Origin of the sequence: Pedobacter glucosidilyticus DSM 23534, from assembly GCF_000425145.1 — a bacterium.
Lineage (GTDB): Bacteria > Bacteroidota > Bacteroidia > Sphingobacteriales > Sphingobacteriaceae > Pseudopedobacter > Pseudopedobacter glucosidilyticus.
Genome location: NZ_AULF01000015.1, coordinates 1 through 20124, shown reverse-complemented (window position 1 = coordinate 20124; position 20124 = coordinate 1). Strand labels below are relative to the sequence as shown.

The following is a 20124-nucleotide window of genomic DNA, read 5'->3' as shown; positions in this document are numbered from 1 at the left end:
TTTTACACTTTTTTTAAAATTCTCATTAGGGTATACCCAACTTTATTTGTTCTTATAGCAAACTGATATAAACTAGATTATTACAAACTGCTATTTAATTTTAGCGCTATTCTTAAAAGATAATTAAAATACATCATGATGATGTCATCGAACTGTATCATTTCAATCTATAAGTTTTCATAGAAATCTATAGAAACTTTATGATTACCTCCCCAGATGATATGGCTATACATCATCCACCTGTAGCTAAAAATTCTTATAGCACAAGATTACTTGTAGCAGTTATTCAAATCTTGATTTAGATCAAAAAGATTAAATTTTATGGAGGAAAAAACTATTACTCAAAATTTCATTAAAGAAGAAGCTACAGAACAAAAAATGCTTTTTTTACCATCCAATACAAAAAGGATAGTAAGCAATAATTTTTTAATTAAAGGTTTGTATGTTACAGCTTTAGGGTATTATCCAAATGCTACTCATCACAACTATCAAAGTAGAACTGGCGACCAGCATTACACTTTATTATATTGTGTTAAAGGTTCTGGAGTTGTAGAATTACCCAATCGCCACATCAATCTACAACAAAATACCTTTATTATTATCCCTAAACATACCGCATTTCAATATTACAGCTCCATTCAAGAGCCTTGGTCTATTTACTGGATTCACTTTGATGGAGAACATGCAAATCACCTATATCAAAGATATCAAGAAAGTAATAGTATGGATTTGCCTTATAGAGAAGAGCGTATTGAGCTTTTTAACCAAATTTATGGAATGATAGAAAGTTGTGTAAATGAAAGAGAAATTGAAATCTGCCAGTTAAAAGTATTATCATATATTTCTTCTTTTATTTATTTAGAGAACATTCAAAACTCTATCAATCAAATAGATATTGTATCTAAATCTATAGCATTCATGAAAAAGAACCTAGATAAAAGATTTAATATTGAAGAGTTTTCTCAACAACATCGTCTTTCTATTTCTCATTTTTCAAGATTATTTAGAGCTAAAACAGGAACTTCACCCAACCAATATTTCAATTTGTTAAAAGTTAAAAAATCTTGTCAGTACTTATGTTTTACAGATCGAAATATCAAAGAAATTAGTATGGAACTAGGTTTTCAAGACCCATTTTATTTTTCAAGAATGTTTAAAAAACTAATGGGTATTTCTCCGGTAAACTATAAAACTCAACAGAGAGAATCTTAACTTGAGTGTTAAGTTAGAAGGGTGAGTATTACTGTTATTAAAAATCAAAACACTTTTTAACAACTTCTTCTTTAAAGCTATCAGTATTCGTTTGTACAAAAGATGCCAGTTTGTAAAACAAAAGTCAATATTATAAGGCCATTTTGCCGGGTTTTGCCGCAAGATGCCCCCATTTGCCGGATTTTGCCAGTCTTTTTGCACACTTGTTCGAGACCTCTTCGAGACTTCTTCGAGAAATAGGGGTGTTTTCCCGAACAACGCTCGAATATGTCTGGGAGAAGGTCCCTATCTTATCCCATCAATACTTTTCATAGTAAGCTTTTATAACGGCTTGCGCTTTTTTATTTTGTGGAGTCCAATCGTCGTTTTGGATCGGGTTCATTCTTCTGAAAGAGGAATACCATTTCCATGCGAAGCCTCCGGCAAACCAAGGTTCTTTCCATAAACTCAAGAAAAGGGCTTCATAAGCATTGGCTTGTGCCTGTTGGTTTATGTTTCTTTTTTGATATTCTGCCTCCCAAGATTTCCAAGCGGGTTGCTCCATGCTACGGTAGCCGTACTCGGTAAATAAAATGGGCTTAGCTACTTCTTTACTGAATTTCGCTAGCTGTTGCTGGTAGGGTTTCCAGGCTTTCACCAGTTCTTTAACGCTAGGTTCTTTGGCTTCTGAGATTGGGAAATAGCCGCTAATACCTACAAAATCTAAATCTTGCCAAAAGGTGATTTGCTGGTAATCATCCCAATTGGCGCAATAGGTTAATTTTCCTGAATATACTTTTCTAATATCAGCGATAAGCCTTAACCAAAATTGTGGGCGTTTAATGGCTGCATTTCTATACTCGGTACCAATACAAATCATATCGGCTTGCTCTTGCTTGGCTAGTTGTGCAAAGGTTAAGATATACTTTTCATAATCTTGCTCCCATTGCTGCCATTGGGCTTCGGTGGCTAAATCAAAGCTACCTATCCAGGCACCTCTTTGCAGCCAAACTTGTGGTTTTACCATTACTTTTAGTCCGTTAGCATGGGCCTGTTTAATGGTGGCTTTTACACCTTCTAAAGATTCTCCCCAGTACTGCCTTTCGGGATGATAAATAACGGCAGGCTCGTTTACATTTGAAAAAGCATAAGGAATAATAGCCACCCAACCTGCTTGAATATTTTTAATTTCTACAGACCAGGCATCATCAACCACACGTGGCGGTGCAACAAAACTTATCCCGTTGATTTTATCTTTTACCCAAACGGCATTTTTCTTCTGAGACTCGGCCTGTGAACAAGAGAGCAACAAAAAAGTAAAAACCAGTAAGATTTTATTGTTGCCAATAAGCATATCTAGAAAGGTCTTTTAAAACGAGGTTTCTACCGTCCCAAGTATTTTGTTTCATGAGTACGTTAGGATAAGCTTTCGCAAAATAATACATATTTACTTTATCTTTCTCTAAAGTAAGCTCTACCTTCCAAGTGTTAGAAGCTTTATCATCGCTAATTTTAAAATTGGCGTCGTAAACTTTTAGCTTGCCTACTTTACTGCTAATCTGACTTTCTAAAACCGGAGCGGAGAAGGTTAAACCTTCTTGAAATTTCAAGGCTCTTAAAGTATAATTTAATTGGTCTTCTAATAAAATTCCTGCTGCAATTTTGGTTTCCCCATCGCCTTCGTTATCCCAATAAGAATGATAGGCAAGATTAAAACCTTTATGGTCTTGAAGGTATTCTTTAAAAGTATTGCCGCACCACTCTTGCGAGCTAGTAGTCATTTTATCTAATACCAAAGCGTTTTCTCTGAGGAAAAACATAGAAGTTAAGAAATGATAAGGATAATTATCCGTAGGGATACGAGCAAAAGCATTCACTTTTAATACTTTGTAAAGATCTTTACGCTGGTAATCATCGGTTTTAACCCTAAAAGCTTTATTAAAATCTTCTGATACAGTGATATAGGTATAATCAAAACTTCTTACTTTACCGTAAATGGTACGAGTGGCTTCATAAACAGCTACTTCTGCCAAGCCATCATCCCAATGTTTTTGATTAGCCCAATCCGGATGAAAGTAAGAACTGATGGTTGCAAACTGATCTCGCTTTTTGTCTTGTGTTTGCGCTTTTTCATTACAAGAAAAGCAAAATAACGCCAATATGATAAGTATATGTTTCATCTTTTTAAATGTTAATATATGATGAACAAACTATTCCTCTGAATGTTCTTCTTTCAAAAACCACCAGCTTTAACCACCCAGACTTCAAACTGCGGACCACCGACTGCGGACTCCCAAAACTTACCTCACCTGCCCGTTACCTGTCACATACCATTTTTCTGTCACGAGTTTTTCTAATGCAAAAGGACCACGAGCGTGTAGTTTTTGCGTAGAGATGCCTATTTCTGCACCTAGACCAAACTCGCCACCATCGGTAAAGCGAGTTGAAGCATTGGCATAAACAGCCGCAGCATCAACATCATTCATAAATTTGTGGATAAGATCTGGATCTTCTGAAACAATAGCTTCAGAATGTTTGGAAGAAAACTCGCTAATATGCGCTAAAGCTTCCTCTATCCCATCCACAACTTTAACAGAACATTTTAGGGATAAAAACTCGCGACCAAAGTCTTCTGCTTCTGCCCTTTGCAGGAAAGGATATTTTAAATCGCTCAGGATTTGATGAGCATAATCATCAGCGAAAATTTCTACGGCATGAGGTAGCAAATCATCAGCAACTAATTTCAATAAATCTGCGGTAACACTTCTATCCACGACAACGGTGTCTAAAGAATTACAAACAGATGGTCTGCTCACTTTAGCATTGGTGATAATTTTTGATGCCTTTTCTAAATTAGCAGTACTTTCTACATAAGTATGGCAAACCCCAGCACCAGTTTCTATTACCGGAACTTTAGCGTTTTGTCTTACAAAATCTATCAATTGCTGCGAGCCTCTAGGGATAATAATATCTACATATTTGGTTGCTGTAAGCAATTCTTGCACATATTTACGGTCTACCGGCATCAGCTGTACAATATCAGGATTTAGCTGATGTGCCATTAAAACATTACGGATAATATCTACCAAACAGATATTGGTAAAATAAGCATCGGTACCGCCTCTTAGCAAACAAACATTACCCGAGCGTATACATAAAGCAGCTACATCTATGGTTACATTAGGTCTCGATTCATATATCACCCCAACAACACCCAGTGCAACTGTTTTCTTTTGCACTTGAAGTCCGTTAGGTAAGGTTTTCTCTGATAAAAGCTGCCCCGTTGGATCTTCTAAAACAGCAACTTCATTTACGCTTTTAGCCAAGCCAATAATTCTATCGGCAGAAAGTAATAGCCTATCTTTTTTAGGATCTGCATCATCCATTTTAACTAAATCCTTCTGATTTTCAGCTATAATCAAATCGCTATGCTTGATTAAATCTTTAGCTAAATCGTGTAAAACAGCCTGCTTTTTTTCCGCAGATAAATTTTTAATGACTGTTGTTGCTTTGGATGCTGCTTTTAATATATCCTGAATATTTTCCATTTCCTATAAAATTTAAAGTAAAACGATGTCATCTGCATGAGCAATTTCCAAGTTTTGCTTTTTGGTATCTGAACTTAAAATTTTTGAATCTATTTTAGATTTTGCCACTGCGAAAGCTATGCCTTTCTCGTCTGAAATTTCAAACACCTCGCCTGCTTCAAAATCTCTTAATACTTTTTTAACGCCTACAGCTAATAAACTATGTCTTGCTTTTAAAGCTTTTTGTGCTCCATCATCAACCTGAAGCTGCCCGGTAACCAAACTACCGCTGGCCAACCATTTATTTCTGGATGGAATGTTACAAGGCTGTGCCAAACATACTGTACCAGTTTCTCCTTTAATGGCTTTTAAAATGCCATCTTGTGTACGTACGCCAAAAATTACAGCTTTTATACCCATTTGGGTTGCTAAACGGGCAAAGTTAAGTTTAGATGTCATCCCACCTAAACCTACGGCAGATTTCTCCTTTTTAGCTAGGGATAAAGCTTCTTTATCTATCACTTTTATTTCTGGAATCACTTGTCCATCGGCATCTAAAACACCCGGAACAGAAGTGCTGTATAAAATCTGCTCGGCACCAAAACCAACCGCTATTAAAGTTGCTAATTCATCATTATCAGAAAACTTAAGTTCGAGGTTGCTCACCACATCATTTTCATTGGCAACGGGTATGATACCGTTTTTCCAGAGTTCTTCATAGGTTTTTTTAAGCTGTAAAAACTGGTCTCTGTTAGAGAAATGATGACGCTCGCACAAACTTTGGGCAATTGCTAATTGAAAAGGCGCAAAATATTTAGAATAGGTTTGCAATAACAAAGGATTGCCAATGGCTGCTGCCGCTTTACGCTCTATTAAAGTGCCTGCATATTGTTGTAAATGCTTTTTACCTGCTGCTACCGCACCCGATGAAACTAAAACAATATTATAATTTTGATGTAATTGGGCAATCTGACGGGCTATTTCACTCACTACCAGTTCATCAAGCTCTCCTTTACTAGTGGTAATGGAGGCCGAACCAAATTTGATAACGATTATGGGCTTCTTCAATCTCTTTTTATTTGAAGCGTAAAACTATAAAAATTTGAATTGAATTAGGTTAAATCAGTGCAATTAAAGCTGCTTTTTTAGTGGTTCTATTTTTGTTTAACTCATGGTATGGAATCTAAAAGAAAGAGATTTATAAGGCATTTAAAACATTTTACTTTATTTGCCAGACTTGCTTTTGAGAATTTTAAGAAAAACGACCCTTTAAGACTAGCTGCTTCTACAGCTTTTTTCGCAACTTTTGCCTTACCGGCTATCATTATTGTGCTTTTACAATTGTTTGGGATGTTCTTTAACCGAAAAGAATTTGGACAAAATATACTGGAAAAACTTTCTGAAAATATAGGAACTGTTAGCGCAGATGAAATAAGAAGCATTTTAAGAAATATTTATGCCATGAGCGAAACGTGGTACATCACCGTTTTGGGGTTTATTTTTTTGCTCTTTGTTTCTACTACCCTATTTGTCATCATCAGAAATACCATTAACCAGTTATGGAGTATCAAAGTAAAAGAACATCCCGGTTTTAAATTCCATATCAGGCAAAGGGCAAAATCCTTGGGTATCATAAGCTTAGGTGGTTTTTTATTATTTATAGTTTTTCTATTAGAAGGGATAAGAATATATCTGGAAAAAGAATTTGGCTACCTGCCTATTTTAGGTAATTTTCTTAACGAACTGATATTTTTAAGCGTAGCTACTACTTGGTTTAGCATTGCTTTTAGGTTTATTGCTGATGGAAAACCCTATTGGCGTATTAGTTTTTTAGGAAGCACTTTTACAGCTATTTTATTTACTATCGGAAAAATCATCCTGAAAGCAGCACTTATCAACTCTAATATTAATGAGATTTATGGTACTTCTGGTGCCATTTTATTGGTGATGCTATACATTTTCTATTCGTCCTTTATTTTTTACTATGGCGCTTGTTTTATACACACCATGAGCGAAGAGCTGAAACTACCTATTAAAGTCAGCAGTATGGCCTATAAATTCAAACTTGAAGAAATAAAAGGAGAAGTTTAAACTGGGTATGAAGTAAATAAATCGTTGTATGATGCAACAAAGTGTGGAGTTTATCTACAATAAAGAAATACTCATACATTTTTTAAAATTCTAATTATCAAACACTTATATTATTATTTATCGTTTGGCATCATTATCAAACATAGGTTTGTATTGTTAAACATTAAAATTAAATATATAAGTTATGAAAAAGTTCATTTTATCAGCAGCAGTATTAGCATTCGCAGGATTAGCAACAGCAGAAGCAAAATCATTATCTTTTGACAGAACATTTGCTTCGCAAGACACCACCAAACAAGACACGGTGAAACAGGATACTACTAAACAAACACCTGCGCCAAAGCAAGAAGAGTCTATGTATAGTGAGGTTGCGCAAGACACTACTAAACAAAACACTCAAACCGCAGAGCAATCTACTCCAGTAAATATGGAAGATCTTCCAGAGGCAGTAAAAACCACTTTACAGGCAGATTTATTTAAAGAGTGGATACCTAGCTCAGCAACTTTAGTTAAATCAGAAGATAAAGAGTATTACCAAATTGAGGTAAAAAAAGGTGAGGAAGTAAGAGCCATCAGAATTGGTGCAGACGGTAAAGTAGTACAATAAATTAATCATTTTAACAATTAACACACATAAATGATGCATAAAGCCGGACTTTGGTCCGGCTTTTGTGTTTTTTAACTTGTACAGTACAGGTTTTTATGGCAAAAATACTTATCGTTGAAGACGATATTACTTTTTCACAACTCTTACAAGGTTTTTTAAAAAAACACCAACATGTGGTAGAAGCAGCAAATACCATCAAAAATGGTCTTAAACTGCTTGATGAAAACTCTTTTGACCTATTATTGCTAGACTACCGTTTGCCAGATGGTACAGGTTTAGACATTTTAAACCATGTTGCCCACAAAAATTTAGGAATGTCTGCTATCATCATGACCAGTTTCAACGATGTACCAACGGCTGTTAAAGCAATGAGACTAGGTGCTTTTGATTATATCACCAAACCTGTGAATCCTGATGAATTACTCATGATCATGAGTAATGCTTTGAATAAAAAAGTAGAAAGTTTACCTAAAAAAAGTACTAGTCCTGATACCATTATTAAAGGCAATAGCCCAGAGGCTAATAAATTATACAGTTATATAGATTTGGTTGCCCCTACGGATATGTCGGTTATCATTCAGGGAGAAAGTGGAACAGGAAAAGAATATGCCGCAAGAACCATCCATACCCAAAGCAACCGCAACCATAAACCTTTTATAGCTATAGACTGCGGAGCTTTATCTAAAGATTTAGCTGCTAGCGAGCTTTTTGGACATATTAAAGGTGCTTTTACAGGTGCTTTACAAGATAAAAAAGGGCAATTTGAAGTTGCTAATGGCGGTACTTTATTTTTGGATGAGGTTGGTAATTTAAGTTATGAAGTGCAGGTAAAGTTATTAAGGGCCTTGCAAGAAAGAACTATACAACCTTTAGGAAGCACCAAACAAATTAAAGTTGATGTTAGAATTTTAACAGCTACCAATGATGATTTAATGGATAGTGTAGCTCGTGGAGATTTCAGAGAAGACCTGTACCACCGTTTAAATGAGTTTAAAATTCAATTACCTCCATTAAGGGCAAGAGGAAAAGATTTAGAGCTTTTTATTACTCATTTCATCAACCTTTCTAATCAGGAATTGCAAAGAAATGTAAAACTGCTATCGCCAGAAGTTAAAGATTTATTGCTACGCTATTCATGGCCAGGAAACTTAAGAGAGCTTAAAAATGTGATTAAAAGAATGGTACTTTTAAGCCCTACAGAAACGGCAGAAGTAAGCGCTTTACCTGATGAAATGTTATTTACAGTAAACAGACAACAAGCCGTTCAAAATGATTCTACATCAGATTTAAAAGCTATTAACGAGCAAAATGAAAAACTTTTGATTACACAAACTTTAGAGAAAGTAAAATATAATAAATCTAAAGCAGCTAAACTTTTAAATATTGACAGAAAAACGCTTTATGCTAAAATTGAGCGTTATGAGATAGATTGAATATAGCTTATTTAAGAATACCATACCCTTTATAGCTCTAAATAAATTTTATTAAGACTCTTGCAAAACTTGATGCAAACCTTGCCCTGCTGCTAGTAGCTCTTGTGTGATGGTTTTGGTATAAGCTGTTATTTCTGCCTTAAAATCTTGTACAGAAGCACCAGATCTTATTTCTTCTAAACGTTTTTCCCACTGTCCGGTAAGCTCGGCATGGGCTATTTTTTTATCTTTTACCACCTCATAAACGGCTAAGCCCTTTTTAGTAGGTACTAAATTCTTTTTCTCCCTACCGATATACTCTCGTTTAATTAGTGTTTCTATGATGGATGCCCGGGTAGCAGGTGTACCTAAACCACTTTCTTTCATGGCGTAACGTAGCTCTTCATCTTCTATATCTTTACCGCAAGTTTCTAATGCTTTAAGTAAAGTAGCCTCGGTATACAAGGGCTTAGGCTTGGTTTGTTTTTCTAAAACAGCTTTATTGGTAACAGGTAAATACTCATCTTGAGCTACTTTTGGTAGAGAAGCGTTTTCGCCCTCTTTCTTTTCATCATCAGGATCATTAAAAACCGAACGCCAACCCGCAGATTGTATCACCGTACCGTTGGCTATAAAATCAGCCCCAGAACTTACACTTATCTTCGTAGTTTCTTTGATACACTCTTGATGAAAAGCTTCTAACATACGACCAACAACCATATCATACACAGCTTGCTTATCTTCTGATGAATAGCCGGCATTTTCGCCAGTTGGTAAAATAGCATGGTGATCTGTCACTTTTTTAGCATTAACACTTCGCTTATTAAGCTTTATGGTGGCTAAATATTCGGCTTGTTTACCAAATTGTGGATGCTGTTGGTACTTGGCAATTAAAGCTGGTATACCTGCATAAATATCATCTCCAATGTATCTGCTTCCTGTACGCGGATAGGTAACCAACTTACTTTCATATAATTGTTGTAAAATACCCAATGTTTGGTCGGCAGTATAACCTTTTTTCTTATTAGCTTCCTGCTGTAAGCTACTTAAATCATGCAGTAAAGGTGGTGGTTCTTTTTTAGCTTTTGCTTCTACTTTGGTGATATGCCCACCTGTTGGATGTCCAGCTGCAACATCTAAAACCTGACCTAAAACGGTTTCTGCTTCTTCTTTGCTTTTATAATTTACTGCTGAGATAGCTCTAAAAAGATGTCCATCTTTATTTAATTGTATGGCTACCTGAAAATATATTTGAGGTACAAATTGTTGAATTTCAAGATAGCGCTGGCAAATCATAGCTAAGGTTGGCGTTTGCACCCTTCCCAAAGAAAGTACGGCTTTGTTTCCTGCCGAGATACTTAAAGCTTGGGTAGCATTCATCCCTACTAACCAATCAGACTCTGAGCGGCAATGGGCCGAATTAAAAAGCGTATCATAATCAGACCCGGGTTTGAGGTTTCTAAAACCATCTTTAATAGCAGCATCTGTTTGAGAAGAAATCCATAAACGGCGGAAAGGCTTTTTACATTTCAAATAATAGTAAATATATCGAAAGATGAGCTCTCCTTCTCGCCCAGCATCAGTAGCAACTATAATTTCTGTACACTCATCAAACAAAGCTTTGATAACATCTAATTGCTTTCTTACGGCAGGGTCTTCTATTACCCCATCTTTGGTTTTAATTTTTCTTACGGCCAACTTAAATTTATGCGGAAGCATGGGTAAATTTTGCTGTTTCCATCCGTAAAAACCATAATCTTGTGGAGGTGCCAATTGCAATAAATGACCAAATGCCCAAGTAAAACTATAGCCTTTTCCTTCTATATATCCCCCTTTTTTATTGGTGGCTCCAAAAACTTTTGCGAGTTCGCGGGCAACAGATGGTTTTTCGGCTATAACAAGTTTCATTTAAGATTTAGAAATAAGTTTACAAATCTTATGATAATAATTGATGATGTAGGCTAATGTGAATAAATTTTCTTTGTTCTGGATATTTGATAACAAATTTGACTTTAGACAATCTGAAAATCATTATTAATTATCCTATCATACGAAGAACTATTAAATAACAAATCCTCAATATAAAGTTGATAAACTAAATATTGAGGACTTTTTTTAGAAAGAGCTTTTTAATTTCGCTCTTTTATTATATCACCAAGTTTATTTACCTGCTGCTTTAGCGTGGTCTGCTAAAAACTGTGCTAAACCGTTATCAGTTAATGGGTGTTTTAATAATCCCATGATAGAAGATAAAGGTCCAGTCATTACATCGGCGCCAATTTTAGCACACTCTACAATATGTACAGAGTTTCTGATAGAAGCTGCTAAAATTTCGGTTTCATATCCGTAATTATCAAATATTAAACGAATATCTTCAATTAAACCAAAGCTATCAGCACCAATATCATCTAAACGACCTAAGAAAGGAGACACATAACTTGCGCCTGCTTTAGCAGCCAAAAGTGCTTGCCCAGCAGAGAAAATTAAAGTACAATTGGTTCTGATTCCTTTGCTACTGAAATACTTTAAAGCTTTAATACCGTCTTTAATCATAGGGATTTTTACTACAATTTTAGGGTTTAAAGCAGCTAAAGCTTCACCTTCTTTTACCATACCTTCAAAATCTGTAGAAATTACTTCTGCACTAACGTTATCATCAACAAGATCGCAAATAGCTCTGTAATGATTTAAAACGTTTTCTTCTCCGGTAATACCTTCTTTAGCCATTAAGCTTGGGTTGGTAGTTACGCCATCTAATACGCCTAAATCTTGTGCTTCTTTAATTTGTGCAAGGTTTGCGGTATCTATAAAAAATTTCATGTTGTTTAATTTGAAAATTGTGAATATGTATTTGGTTAATTTGTTGAATTTAATATATATGATGTATCCATCTCAGATGCAAATCTATTTAAAATAATCTTTTTTTAATCATTTAAATCGATTGTTTTATCAGAAATTAACAGAAAAAAATACTGGTAGAAATATAAAGAAGAAAAAAAATGGGCTAGCACCTTCTATCGCACCGCTACAACCTCTTACCCTTGCTGCGTTCCCACCCTGGGGGAGTTCAGAAGGAGCTGGTCGTAGAAGACTAACCCGGCACAAAGGTATAATTTTTATGCGTTTTAACGCAAATTTTCTTGTTTTATAAACAAGTGACTGATTATCAAAAAGAAAATTATTTTTTCTTTCGCTTTTTAAGTGGTTCTTGGGCTGCTTCTTTCAATAAACTCTTCCAATCATGAGGGTTATCTTCTGAAATAGCCAATGTTTCTTCATACTCTGTATGGCGTACTTCCATTGTCTTAATCGGGTTTGTTAAGTAAGTTTCTATTTCGGCGAGTATTGCTTTTTCTTCTTCACTACAAAATGATATAGCTTTTCCCCTGCTTATCCCTCTACCAGTTCGTCCTATACGGTGAACATAATTTTCGGCTACATCGGGCAAATCATAATTAATAACATAGTCTACGCCTTTTACATCTATCCCTCTAGAACTTACATCGGTAGCTATTAAAACTTTTATTTTACCGGTTCTAAAATCTTCTAAAACATCAAATCTATCTTGTTGCTCTTTATCGCCATGTATGGTTGCGGTGGTAATAGCAACTCTTTCCATAGCTTTTGCCACACGTTCTGCTCTAACTTTTGTTCTTACAAAAACCATCATTTTCGTTTCCGGATTTTCCTTTATCAACCTCTCTAAAAAGAACCTTTTATCATCCATTTCAACATATATAACTGCATGGTCTACATTTTTTGAAACAGGGTCTTTGGGTGATAATTGAATCCTTACAGGCTTATTTACCAGAGCATAAGCCAAATCTTTAATAGTTTCATTAATGGTAGCCGAAAAAAACATAGTTTGTCTTCTTCGTGGTAAAAAGGTTATGAGCTTCTGTATATCAGCATAAAAACCTTTTGCCAGCATGTGATCGGCCTCATCTAAGACTAAATAGTCTATTTTTTTTAGGTTAAGGATGCTTTTGTGCACCAAATCCATAATACGGCCAGGCGTAGCAATTAAAATATCAACACCTTCTTTTATTTCTTGAAGTTGTGGGTCTATAGCTACACCACCAATAATAGCAGTGGTTTTAATGTTTGTATACTTAGCTAATTCAACAAAAACATCTTGTATTTGCAAGGCTAATTCTCTGGTAGGCACCATCACAACAGCTTTTACATGTTGCTCTTGCTGGTAGCGTTTCTTTTCTTGCAACATGCTAATTAAAGGAATCGCAAAAGCAGCAGTTTTACCCGTTCCAGTTTGGGCTATGGCCAAAATATCTTGTCCAGATAAAATTTGAGGGATAGACTTAAATTGTATATCGGTAGGTTTTTTGAAACCTAATTCTTCTAAACTTCTTTTTAACTCTGGTGATATATGGTATTTATTGAATTTCATGCTGTCCAAAGGTAGCAATCTTTAAACTAATTGATTATTTTTAGCTACGTGAAAAATATAATCCTCCTTATCCTTATTGTTTGTATCAAAAGTACTTATGCCCAAAAAGTTGGATTAGTTTTTAGCGGTGGCGGTGCTAAAGGCTTAGCTCATATTGGCGTTTTAAAAGCTTTAGAAGAAAATAATATTCCTATAGATTATATTACAGGTACTTCTATGGGTGCTGTAGTTGGCGCTATGTATGCAGCAGGATATTCGCCAGAAGAAATAGAGTATATTGCTTTAAGCGATGAATTTCAGAATTGGGTAGCAGGCAAATACAGTAGTAACTACAGCTATTTTTATCAAAAAAAGCCAGAAAACCCTTCCTTTTTTACAGCTAAAATCCAAATTGATTCTGGTTTTAATTTAAAACTACGTTCTAATTTAATCAATGATATTCCTTTAAATTTTGCTTTGATAGAATTGTTATCGCAAGCTTCAGCTAATGCTAAAGATAATTTTGATCATTTATTTATCCCTTACAGATGTATGGTGTCTGATGTGCTTTCGCAAGAAATGATAGCACTAAGGAAGGGAAATTTGGCTGAGGCTGTAAGAGGTAGCATGACAGTTCCTTTAGTTTATCGCCCAATAAAGATAGATGGAAAATATGTTTTTGATGGTGGCTTGTATAATAATTTCCCGGTTGATGTGATGAAGAAAGACTTTAACCCTGATGTAATCATTGGTGCTAATGTTTCATCCAAAAACTTTACAGATTATCCCAAAGATAATGACGATAAATTGATGAACCGCCTGCTGGTTTATCTTTTTTTAAGTAAGACTGATTCTAGTGCAATTGGTAAAAATGGTATTTATATAGAACCAGAAATGGCAAACTTTAGCGCTACCAATTTTAAACCTGTGAAAGCCATTATACAAGCCGGCTACTTAAAAACATTAGCCAATATGGCTGAAATTAAAGCTAAAATTGCGCAAAGGGCATCATCAGAAGTGCTTACTGCTAAACGTAAAGCTTTTACCAACAAGAATCCATACCTAACTTTTAATCAAGTAAACGTTTACGGAGTAAACTCTAAAAAGCGCTCTTATATTAAAAACACTTTTAATTACGATAACAAGCAGTTATCGCTTTTAGAAATTAAAGAAGGTTATTATAAACTTTTGGGCGATGATAATTTTGAAACTGTTTATCCGAGCTTAAAATTTAAACCAGAGACTAATAATTATGAATTTGATGTTCAAGTACAATCAGAAACCAATTTTAAGGTTGATTTAGGTGGTAATATTTCTAGCAGACCTATCAGTAATATTTTTTTGGGCTTGCAGTACAATTATTTAAATAAGCTAGCTTACACTTTTAATAGTAATTTTTATTCGGGTCGTTTTTACCAATCAGCACAAAGTGCCATCAGGGTTGATTTCCCTTTTAAAACACCTATCTTTTTTGAAACCGAATTTGTGTATAACAATTGGGATTATTTTAGCTCGGGCGAACTATTTGCCATCAATAATCGCCCTCCAGCATTTATTAAACAATCCGACAGAAGGGTGGGTATAAAATTTGGTATCCCGATAAGGAATAACACCATTTTAACTTTACGTGGAGCTTATTTTCATAACCGGGATAACTATAGTCCTACTGACAATTTTAATGTTGGTGATGTATTAGATAAATCAACTTTTGATGGCTTTTTGTCCTCCATCAGATACACTAAAAATAAACTTAACTACAAGCAGTACGCTAATACGGGGTCTTATCTAAGTTATGGTTTATCTTATTATACCGGTACAGAAAGCTATAACCCTGGTAATATTTTGCGCAATACGCCAGAGTTTAATCTCATCACTTCATCAGCCAATAATAGGCAGTGGTTTAAATTTGATATAAAGGCCGAGAAGTTTTACCGCATAGCTCCACACTATCATGTAGCTTATGTTACTGATAATGTTTACGCTAACCGACCAACCTTTACCACTTTTAAAAGTAATTTGTTAAGTACAGCGGCATTTTATCCTTTACAAGACTCTCGGTCTATATTTTTAGATAATTTAAGGGCCGATAAATATTTAAGTTTAGGAATGAAGCATATCTTTTTATTAAAAAGAAACTTAGATTTGCGTTTAGAGGGATATGTTTTTCAACCTTTTGAGGAGGTTAATTTAAAAGGTTTGCAACAAACAAAATTGGGAACGCTTTTTTCTGACAGACACTTCATAGGTGCAAGTTCTGTGGTGTACCATAGTCCTGTTGGACCAGTTGCATTAAATTTTAATTATTACCAAAATCAACCCCGTCCGTTCGGGATTTTATTCCATATCGGATACTTACTTTATAATAAAAGAGCTATAGAATGATAAGACTTTTTACTTTGTTTATTTTCTTCTTATCTGGTATGATAACCGCTTTTTCTCAAACGCATGAAAATTTTATTATCAAAGATTTCATCATTAAAGAAAGCTTTTTAAAAGCTGATAAAATAGCTATTATTGCTACAGATTCTTTAAAAAATCCAAGAACATCTATCAACGGAACTTATAAATTTGATATTAATGGTTTTAGTAAAGATTTAATTTTTCATGATGGTGTGGCTGCTTGGGATATGCCTGTAGAAAAATCTACTTTCATGTACATTAAACATGAAAATGATGAAACTGATGTTTCTAACTTATACTACATCTATAAATCAAGCGAAAGCTTAACTCCCATCCGTATAAGTTGGTATATTTTACTAGCCATACCTGTGGGTTTAATATTGCTAGGCTATATGTTTAGAAAATTAATAGGCTTGATGGTTTTTATTTTAATGGCTTATATCTATTTTAATTACAGTAAAGGCTTATCTATGGGTACTTTTATAGAAAGTGTATTTGATGGTTTAAAAAATCTTTTTTAAACTTAGAAAGGCATTCCTATACCAAACTGGATTTGTGTTGTAGAGTAACGGTCTGGATTATTGGTATCTGCATAAGTAGCTTTCAACTGCTTTTTAGCTTCTCTGTCAAAATAGTATTTGGTTATCCATTGGTCTGCACCTCTAAATTGTGGATCTTTAACTTTAAAACCAGCATCTAGTCTAAACACAAAGAAAGAAACATCAAAACGTAAACCTACACCTGTTCCTATGGCCATCTGTTGCCATAATTTATTGAATTTAATTTGTGCGCCTTCAAAACCATTATCTCTTAGCTGCCATATATTACCAAAATCAACAAAAGTTGCTCCTTTTACTTTACTACCAAAAAAATTATCTAAAATTTTAAAGCGATACTCTAAATTACCTTCAAACTTTAAATCTCCCAATTGGTCAATATTTCTTAAATTTAAACGTGTAGAATCACTTTCTAAAGAGCTTCGGTTATAGTTACCAGGACCTAATGTACGGGCTTGCCAAGCTCTGATACCACTTGAACCGCCAGCAAAAAATTGTTTATCAAAAGGTAAGGATTTAACGTTGCCATAAGAATAGCCAATACCTGGGTTTAGCCTTACTACAAATTGTTTTTCTTGACCCAAATATTTATAAAATCTAAAATCTGTTTCTAACCTAGCAAACTGATAATAAGGAACTCCCAATAAAGTTTTTTGTCCTCTCGTATTGCTTTTACCAATAGCCTGTGCTGCTAGAGCTGCTGTATTACCACCTACTTCTACTATTCCATTAAAAAAAGTAAAATTACTTAGCGTTGAAAGCCTCGCTAAATTAAGTGTGTAATTGTAGATAGAGCTTGAAACCAACTGAGACCTTAAGGTATTTAAAAAGAAAGCATAGCCTCTGTTAATCAAATCCTGCTCTACCACAGGGTCTATCATACCTAAAGCGTACTGTATATTTATGGGAGTTAAAGAATGTAGTTTATATTTTGTTTCTACCCAATCATGGGTAAAGTTGGTACCTAGCGCTCTTCTTAAGTACCTATCTTTTAATTCATATATCTGAAAATTAGTACCTAATCTGGTTCTTGGAATACCACTATAACCGATAAAGGGCAGGTTAAAAGGTGTTACCAATCTGGGAAAGGTTAAACTAGCACCTATTTGGTAGTCTCTACTTAGCAATCTATCAGAAATACTTCCTGTAAGATTCTTATCAAACTGTAAACCACCTCTTAATTTAATTTCTAAAATTTCTGCTCCACCAAAAATATTTCTGTTTTGATAAGTTAAACCCAAATTAGCCCCAGTAATACTAGAGTTAAAAGTATAATCTCCGTCTATCCTATTAGATTTCTTTTTTAAAGGGATAATATCTATTAGCCCCACTAGCTCTGTTGAATTGGGTCTTTTCCTAAAATCAACAGACACACTTTTAAATACATTGAGCTCAAACAAGCGTTGGTTTGTTAATTCTACATTCTCTATTGAGTATTGCTCGCCTTTATTTAGAAAAATATAAGGGGCTACTTTAGATGTTTTAAAAAATTTCGAGTAATCGAAAAAATAATACTGAGAATCTATTACTGATGTATTTCTTTGCGCTCCTTGTTTGATAATTCCGGTACTTGGTTGTATTCTGATATAAGTATTGTTAAGCGTGTATTGTTGGTGGGTTGTAGTATCAGGATTTAAAATTTCTATGGTAACGTTTGCTTGACTGTTATTTAAATTGGTATCTATTTCGGCTCTTACATATTGCCTGATGAAATCATAATAACCATTTTTTTTCATCAGCGTATAAACCTGGTCTCTTTCATAAGCAATGCTATCTTCATCTAATCTTTGACCGGGGGTTATACGGGTAAATTTATTTCTATTAGCTAAATAAAGATCTTTAATATCTTGATTTTTAATATCAAAACTTATGTCTTTAAACTTAAAAGATGGACCCTGTACTGCTGTAAAAGTGATACTTGCTTTTTTTTCTTGTAAAGCTATAGCGCTTTCTACTTTAGCATTTAAAAAACCTTTTGTGTTTAAAAACTTCTGAATTTGTGCTCTTGAAACTTCAACCAAAGAGCTATCTAAAAGGTGCGGAGCTTCGCCTAAACTTTTTTTACCTTTTTTATTGAAGGTATTGTAAACCCATAAATTAAAAGGAGAATTAGGTCTAATGTCTAAAGAAACGTAAGACTCTGCCTGCTCTTCAAACTCTTTATCTACCCCGTTTATGTTAAGCTTAGTAATTAAAGCTTCATTTTCTTTTAATCTTTTAGTAGACCTACAAGCACCTAAAATTAAAGTGAAAAGAAGTAATATTGTAACAGGATAAATAATATATGCTTTCAAAATCTCAAATAAGTTTTATCAAATCTCTACACCAAAAAAAATACCGCAAAGAAAACGGTCTTTTTTTAGTTGAAGGTATGAAATCTATAACTGAATTTTTAAACTCTCAGTATAATGTCCAAAGTATTTATTGTTTGGATGCTCATGTTTCAAAATTGCCTAAATTATCTCAGAAACAAAAAGTTTTTGAGGTGAGTGATCAAGATTTAACTAAAATTAGCACTTTAAAAACACCACAAGAAGCTTTAGCCATTTTAGAAATCCCGAAACAAGATAGTTTTAAGCAATATAAAGCAGATAATGAACTGGCTTTTGTATTAGATGGGATACAAGATCCCGGCAATTTAGGAACCATTATTAGAACCTTAGATTGGTTTGGTTTCGATAAAATTATTTGCTCAACAGATACGGTAGAAGTATATAACCCAAAGGTAGTACAAGCTACTATGGGCTCTTTAGCCAGAGTAAAAGTTGTTTATACGGATTTAAAAGAGCTGTTAAGTACAGATATTTCACCTATTTATGGTACTTTATTAGACGGTAAAAATATTTTTGAAGTTAAATGGCCTTCTTCTGGATATATTGTTTTGGGTAGTGAGGGAAATGGTATCTCTAAGGAAATCAAAGCTTTAGTTACTGAAGCTGTTACCATACCGGGTGCCGGGAATACTGAATCTTTAAATGTTGCCATTTCTGCTGCTATTTGTTGTACAGAAATTAAGAGAATTAATTACATTAAAAATTGACTTGTATAATAATTTTACTATTTTTGCAGTCCTTAAAAGAAAAGGTCGAGTGGCCGAGTGGCTAGGCAGAGGTCTGCAAAACCTTGTACAGCGGTTCGAATCCGCTCTCGACCTCATTTAAAGTTTTATATATAAAAAAAGTCATGGCAGTAACGCGTTTAAAAAGAAAAGACAGAAGAAATAAGACCGTTTCACGTCTTGAAGTTCAGTTTCTTAAGAATGCTTCTAACATCGAAGTAGGAAGTCGTTCTAAAGAAGGAAGAAGTCAAGTTGTAAAAAACAATGAAGTATTAGCTTCATTAAACGCATCTAAATAATTCGATAGAATTTACTCTTCTAAGATTTAACCTATATATCGGCCGGTATATAGGTTTTTTTATGCGTTTTCTAAACAAGTTTGTTAAAACTTATAGCCATAAATATTTCTCTTCAAACTCAATCCCATGTTTATTAAGCAAGGCTATATACTCTTCTTTATATGTTTTTTGTTTGTGATGCTCTTCTTGATTTTTAACATAATTAATTACTCTATTTTTTTCTTTAATACTGTATGTAAAAGCACCATATCCTACCTGCCAGCCTATAAAGTTTTCAAATAATTTTTGCGGATCAAGCGTAAAAGTTGGGGAGGTTTAAAGATTTGATTAATTTTGTATAAAATCAATATTTTGGATTCTACCTTACTATCATTAATCTTACCGGAAGGTCTTAGCGAATACTTTGAACTGGACAAAGTAGAGACTGTATCAGATTCTTATTACATCTATCTTCAAGAAAGGAATATACAACCCAAAGAGTTCACCTCTGAAAAGCTAATTTCTAAGGGTTTTTTCGATGAGATTTCTGTCAGAGACTTTCCCTTACGCGGAAAACCTTGTTTTTTAAAGCTTAAAAGGCGGAAATGGATGATCG

At 34.3% G+C, this 20124-nt stretch carries 17 protein-coding genes, 1 tRNA gene and 1 other RNA gene; 10 read left to right on the top strand and 9 right to left on the bottom strand.

Annotated features, from left to right (window positions below):
* Positions 1-321 precede the first annotated feature (321 nt).
* Positions 322-1212 carry an AraC family transcriptional regulator gene (locus tag H510_RS0106300; RefSeq protein WP_026903545.1) on the top strand — a complete coding sequence of 297 codons (891 nt, stop codon included), beginning with the start codon at positions 322-324 and terminating at the stop codon, positions 1210-1212.
* Positions 1213-1510: 298 nt separating this feature from the next.
* Here the strand turns inward: H510_RS0106300 and H510_RS0106295 are convergent, their stop codons facing one another.
* The 4 genes from H510_RS0106295 to proB all read right to left on the bottom strand — a co-directional run bounded on the left by H510_RS0106295 (position 1511) and on the right by proB (position 5786).
* Positions 1511-2545: a glycoside hydrolase family 113 gene (locus tag H510_RS0106295; protein ID WP_026903544.1), complete on the bottom strand. Its 1035-nt coding sequence runs from the start codon at positions 2543-2545 to the stop codon at positions 1511-1513.
* On the bottom strand, positions 2526-3371 hold the full coding sequence (locus H510_RS0106290) for a hypothetical protein (RefSeq protein ID WP_026903543.1): 846 nt from the start codon (positions 3369-3371) through the stop codon (positions 2526-2528). Before H510_RS0106290 ends, H510_RS0106295 begins: the two co-directional genes overlap by 20 nt.
* Positions 3372-3491: 120 nt before the next feature.
* Positions 3492-4739, bottom strand: a complete 1248-nt coding sequence (locus H510_RS0106285; protein ID WP_026903542.1) for a glutamate-5-semialdehyde dehydrogenase — start codon at positions 4737-4739, stop codon at positions 3492-3494.
* A 12-nt stretch (positions 4740-4751) separates the two neighbouring features.
* Positions 4752-5786 carry a glutamate 5-kinase gene (gene proB, locus H510_RS0106280; protein ID WP_026903541.1) on the bottom strand — a complete coding sequence of 345 codons (1035 nt, stop codon included), beginning with the start codon at positions 5784-5786 and terminating at the stop codon, positions 4752-4754.
* Positions 5787-5894: 108 nt separating this feature from the next.
* On the opposite strand from proB, the gene H510_RS0106275 reads away from it, so the two are divergent.
* The 3 genes from H510_RS0106275 to H510_RS0106265 all read left to right on the top strand — a co-directional run bounded on the left by H510_RS0106275 (position 5895) and on the right by H510_RS0106265 (position 8849).
* Complete coding sequence (locus tag H510_RS0106275) at positions 5895-6809, top strand: YihY/virulence factor BrkB family protein (RefSeq protein WP_026903540.1); 915 nt, start codon at positions 5895-5897, stop codon at positions 6807-6809.
* A 184-nt stretch (positions 6810-6993) separates the two neighbouring features.
* Positions 6994-7416: a hypothetical protein gene (locus H510_RS18375; RefSeq protein ID WP_036692146.1), complete on the top strand. Its 423-nt coding sequence runs from the start codon at positions 6994-6996 to the stop codon at positions 7414-7416.
* A 95-nt stretch (positions 7417-7511) separates the two neighbouring features.
* Complete coding sequence (locus H510_RS0106265; protein ID WP_026903539.1) at positions 7512-8849, top strand: sigma-54-dependent transcriptional regulator; 1338 nt, start codon at positions 7512-7514, stop codon at positions 8847-8849.
* A 51-nt stretch (positions 8850-8900) separates the two neighbouring features.
* On the opposite strand, the gene H510_RS0106260 is transcribed toward H510_RS0106265, so the two are convergent.
* The 4 genes from H510_RS0106260 to H510_RS0106245 all read right to left on the bottom strand — a co-directional run bounded on the left by H510_RS0106260 (position 8901) and on the right by H510_RS0106245 (position 13236).
* Entirely contained in the window at positions 8901-10736 is a 1836-nt protein-coding gene (locus H510_RS0106260) for a DNA topoisomerase 3 (protein ID WP_026903538.1), read from the bottom strand.
* A 252-nt stretch (positions 10737-10988) separates the two neighbouring features.
* Positions 10989-11648 carry a fructose-6-phosphate aldolase gene (gene fsa, locus H510_RS0106255; RefSeq protein WP_026903537.1) on the bottom strand — a complete coding sequence of 220 codons (660 nt, stop codon included), beginning with the start codon at positions 11646-11648 and terminating at the stop codon, positions 10989-10991.
* Positions 11649-11827: 179 nt separating this feature from the next.
* Positions 11828-11926: signal recognition particle sRNA small type (gene ffs / locus H510_RS19850), an RNA gene on the bottom strand.
* An 80-nt stretch (positions 11927-12006) separates the two neighbouring features.
* Positions 12007-13236 (bottom strand): DEAD/DEAH box helicase, encoded by a 1230-nt coding sequence (locus H510_RS0106245; RefSeq protein WP_026903535.1) that lies wholly within the window; start codon positions 13234-13236, stop codon positions 12007-12009.
* A 48-nt stretch (positions 13237-13284) separates the two neighbouring features.
* On the opposite strand from H510_RS0106245, the gene H510_RS0106240 reads away from it, so the two are divergent.
* On the top strand, positions 13285-15597 hold the full coding sequence (locus tag H510_RS0106240; RefSeq protein ID WP_026903534.1) for a patatin-like phospholipase family protein: 2313 nt from the start codon (positions 13285-13287) through the stop codon (positions 15595-15597).
* The gene (locus H510_RS0106235; RefSeq protein WP_026903533.1) at positions 15594-16136 is read left to right on the top strand and encodes a hypothetical protein; all 543 of its coding nucleotides are present in this window, start codon (positions 15594-15596) and stop codon (positions 16134-16136) included. Before H510_RS0106240 ends, H510_RS0106235 begins: the two co-directional genes overlap by 4 nt.
* Positions 16137-16138: 2 nt before the next feature.
* On the opposite strand, the gene tamL is transcribed toward H510_RS0106235, so the two are convergent.
* Positions 16139-18466, bottom strand: a complete 2328-nt coding sequence (tamL, locus tag H510_RS0106230; RefSeq protein WP_245584797.1) for a translocation and assembly module lipoprotein TamL — start codon at positions 18464-18466, stop codon at positions 16139-16141.
* Here tamL and H510_RS0106225 point away from each other — a divergent pair.
* The 4 genes from H510_RS0106225 to H510_RS20380 form a co-directional block, all read left to right on the top strand.
* Entirely contained in the window at positions 18457-19212 is a 756-nt protein-coding gene (locus tag H510_RS0106225; protein WP_026903531.1) for a TrmH family RNA methyltransferase, read from the top strand. The two genes, tamL and H510_RS0106225, sit on opposite strands and share 10 nt — an antisense overlap.
* Before the next feature lie 43 nt (positions 19213-19255).
* Positions 19256-19326: transfer RNA gene (locus H510_RS0106220), tRNA-Cys, on the top strand.
* A 29-nt stretch (positions 19327-19355) separates the two neighbouring features.
* The gene (locus tag H510_RS0106215) at positions 19356-19529 is read left to right on the top strand and encodes a hypothetical protein (RefSeq protein ID WP_026903530.1); all 174 of its coding nucleotides are present in this window, start codon (positions 19356-19358) and stop codon (positions 19527-19529) included.
* Between the two features lie 351 nt (positions 19530-19880).
* Positions 19881-20124, top strand: a 244-nt coding sequence (locus H510_RS20380) for an ISAon1 family transposase N-terminal region protein (protein ID WP_026903529.1), incomplete at its 3' end; no start/stop codon positions are given.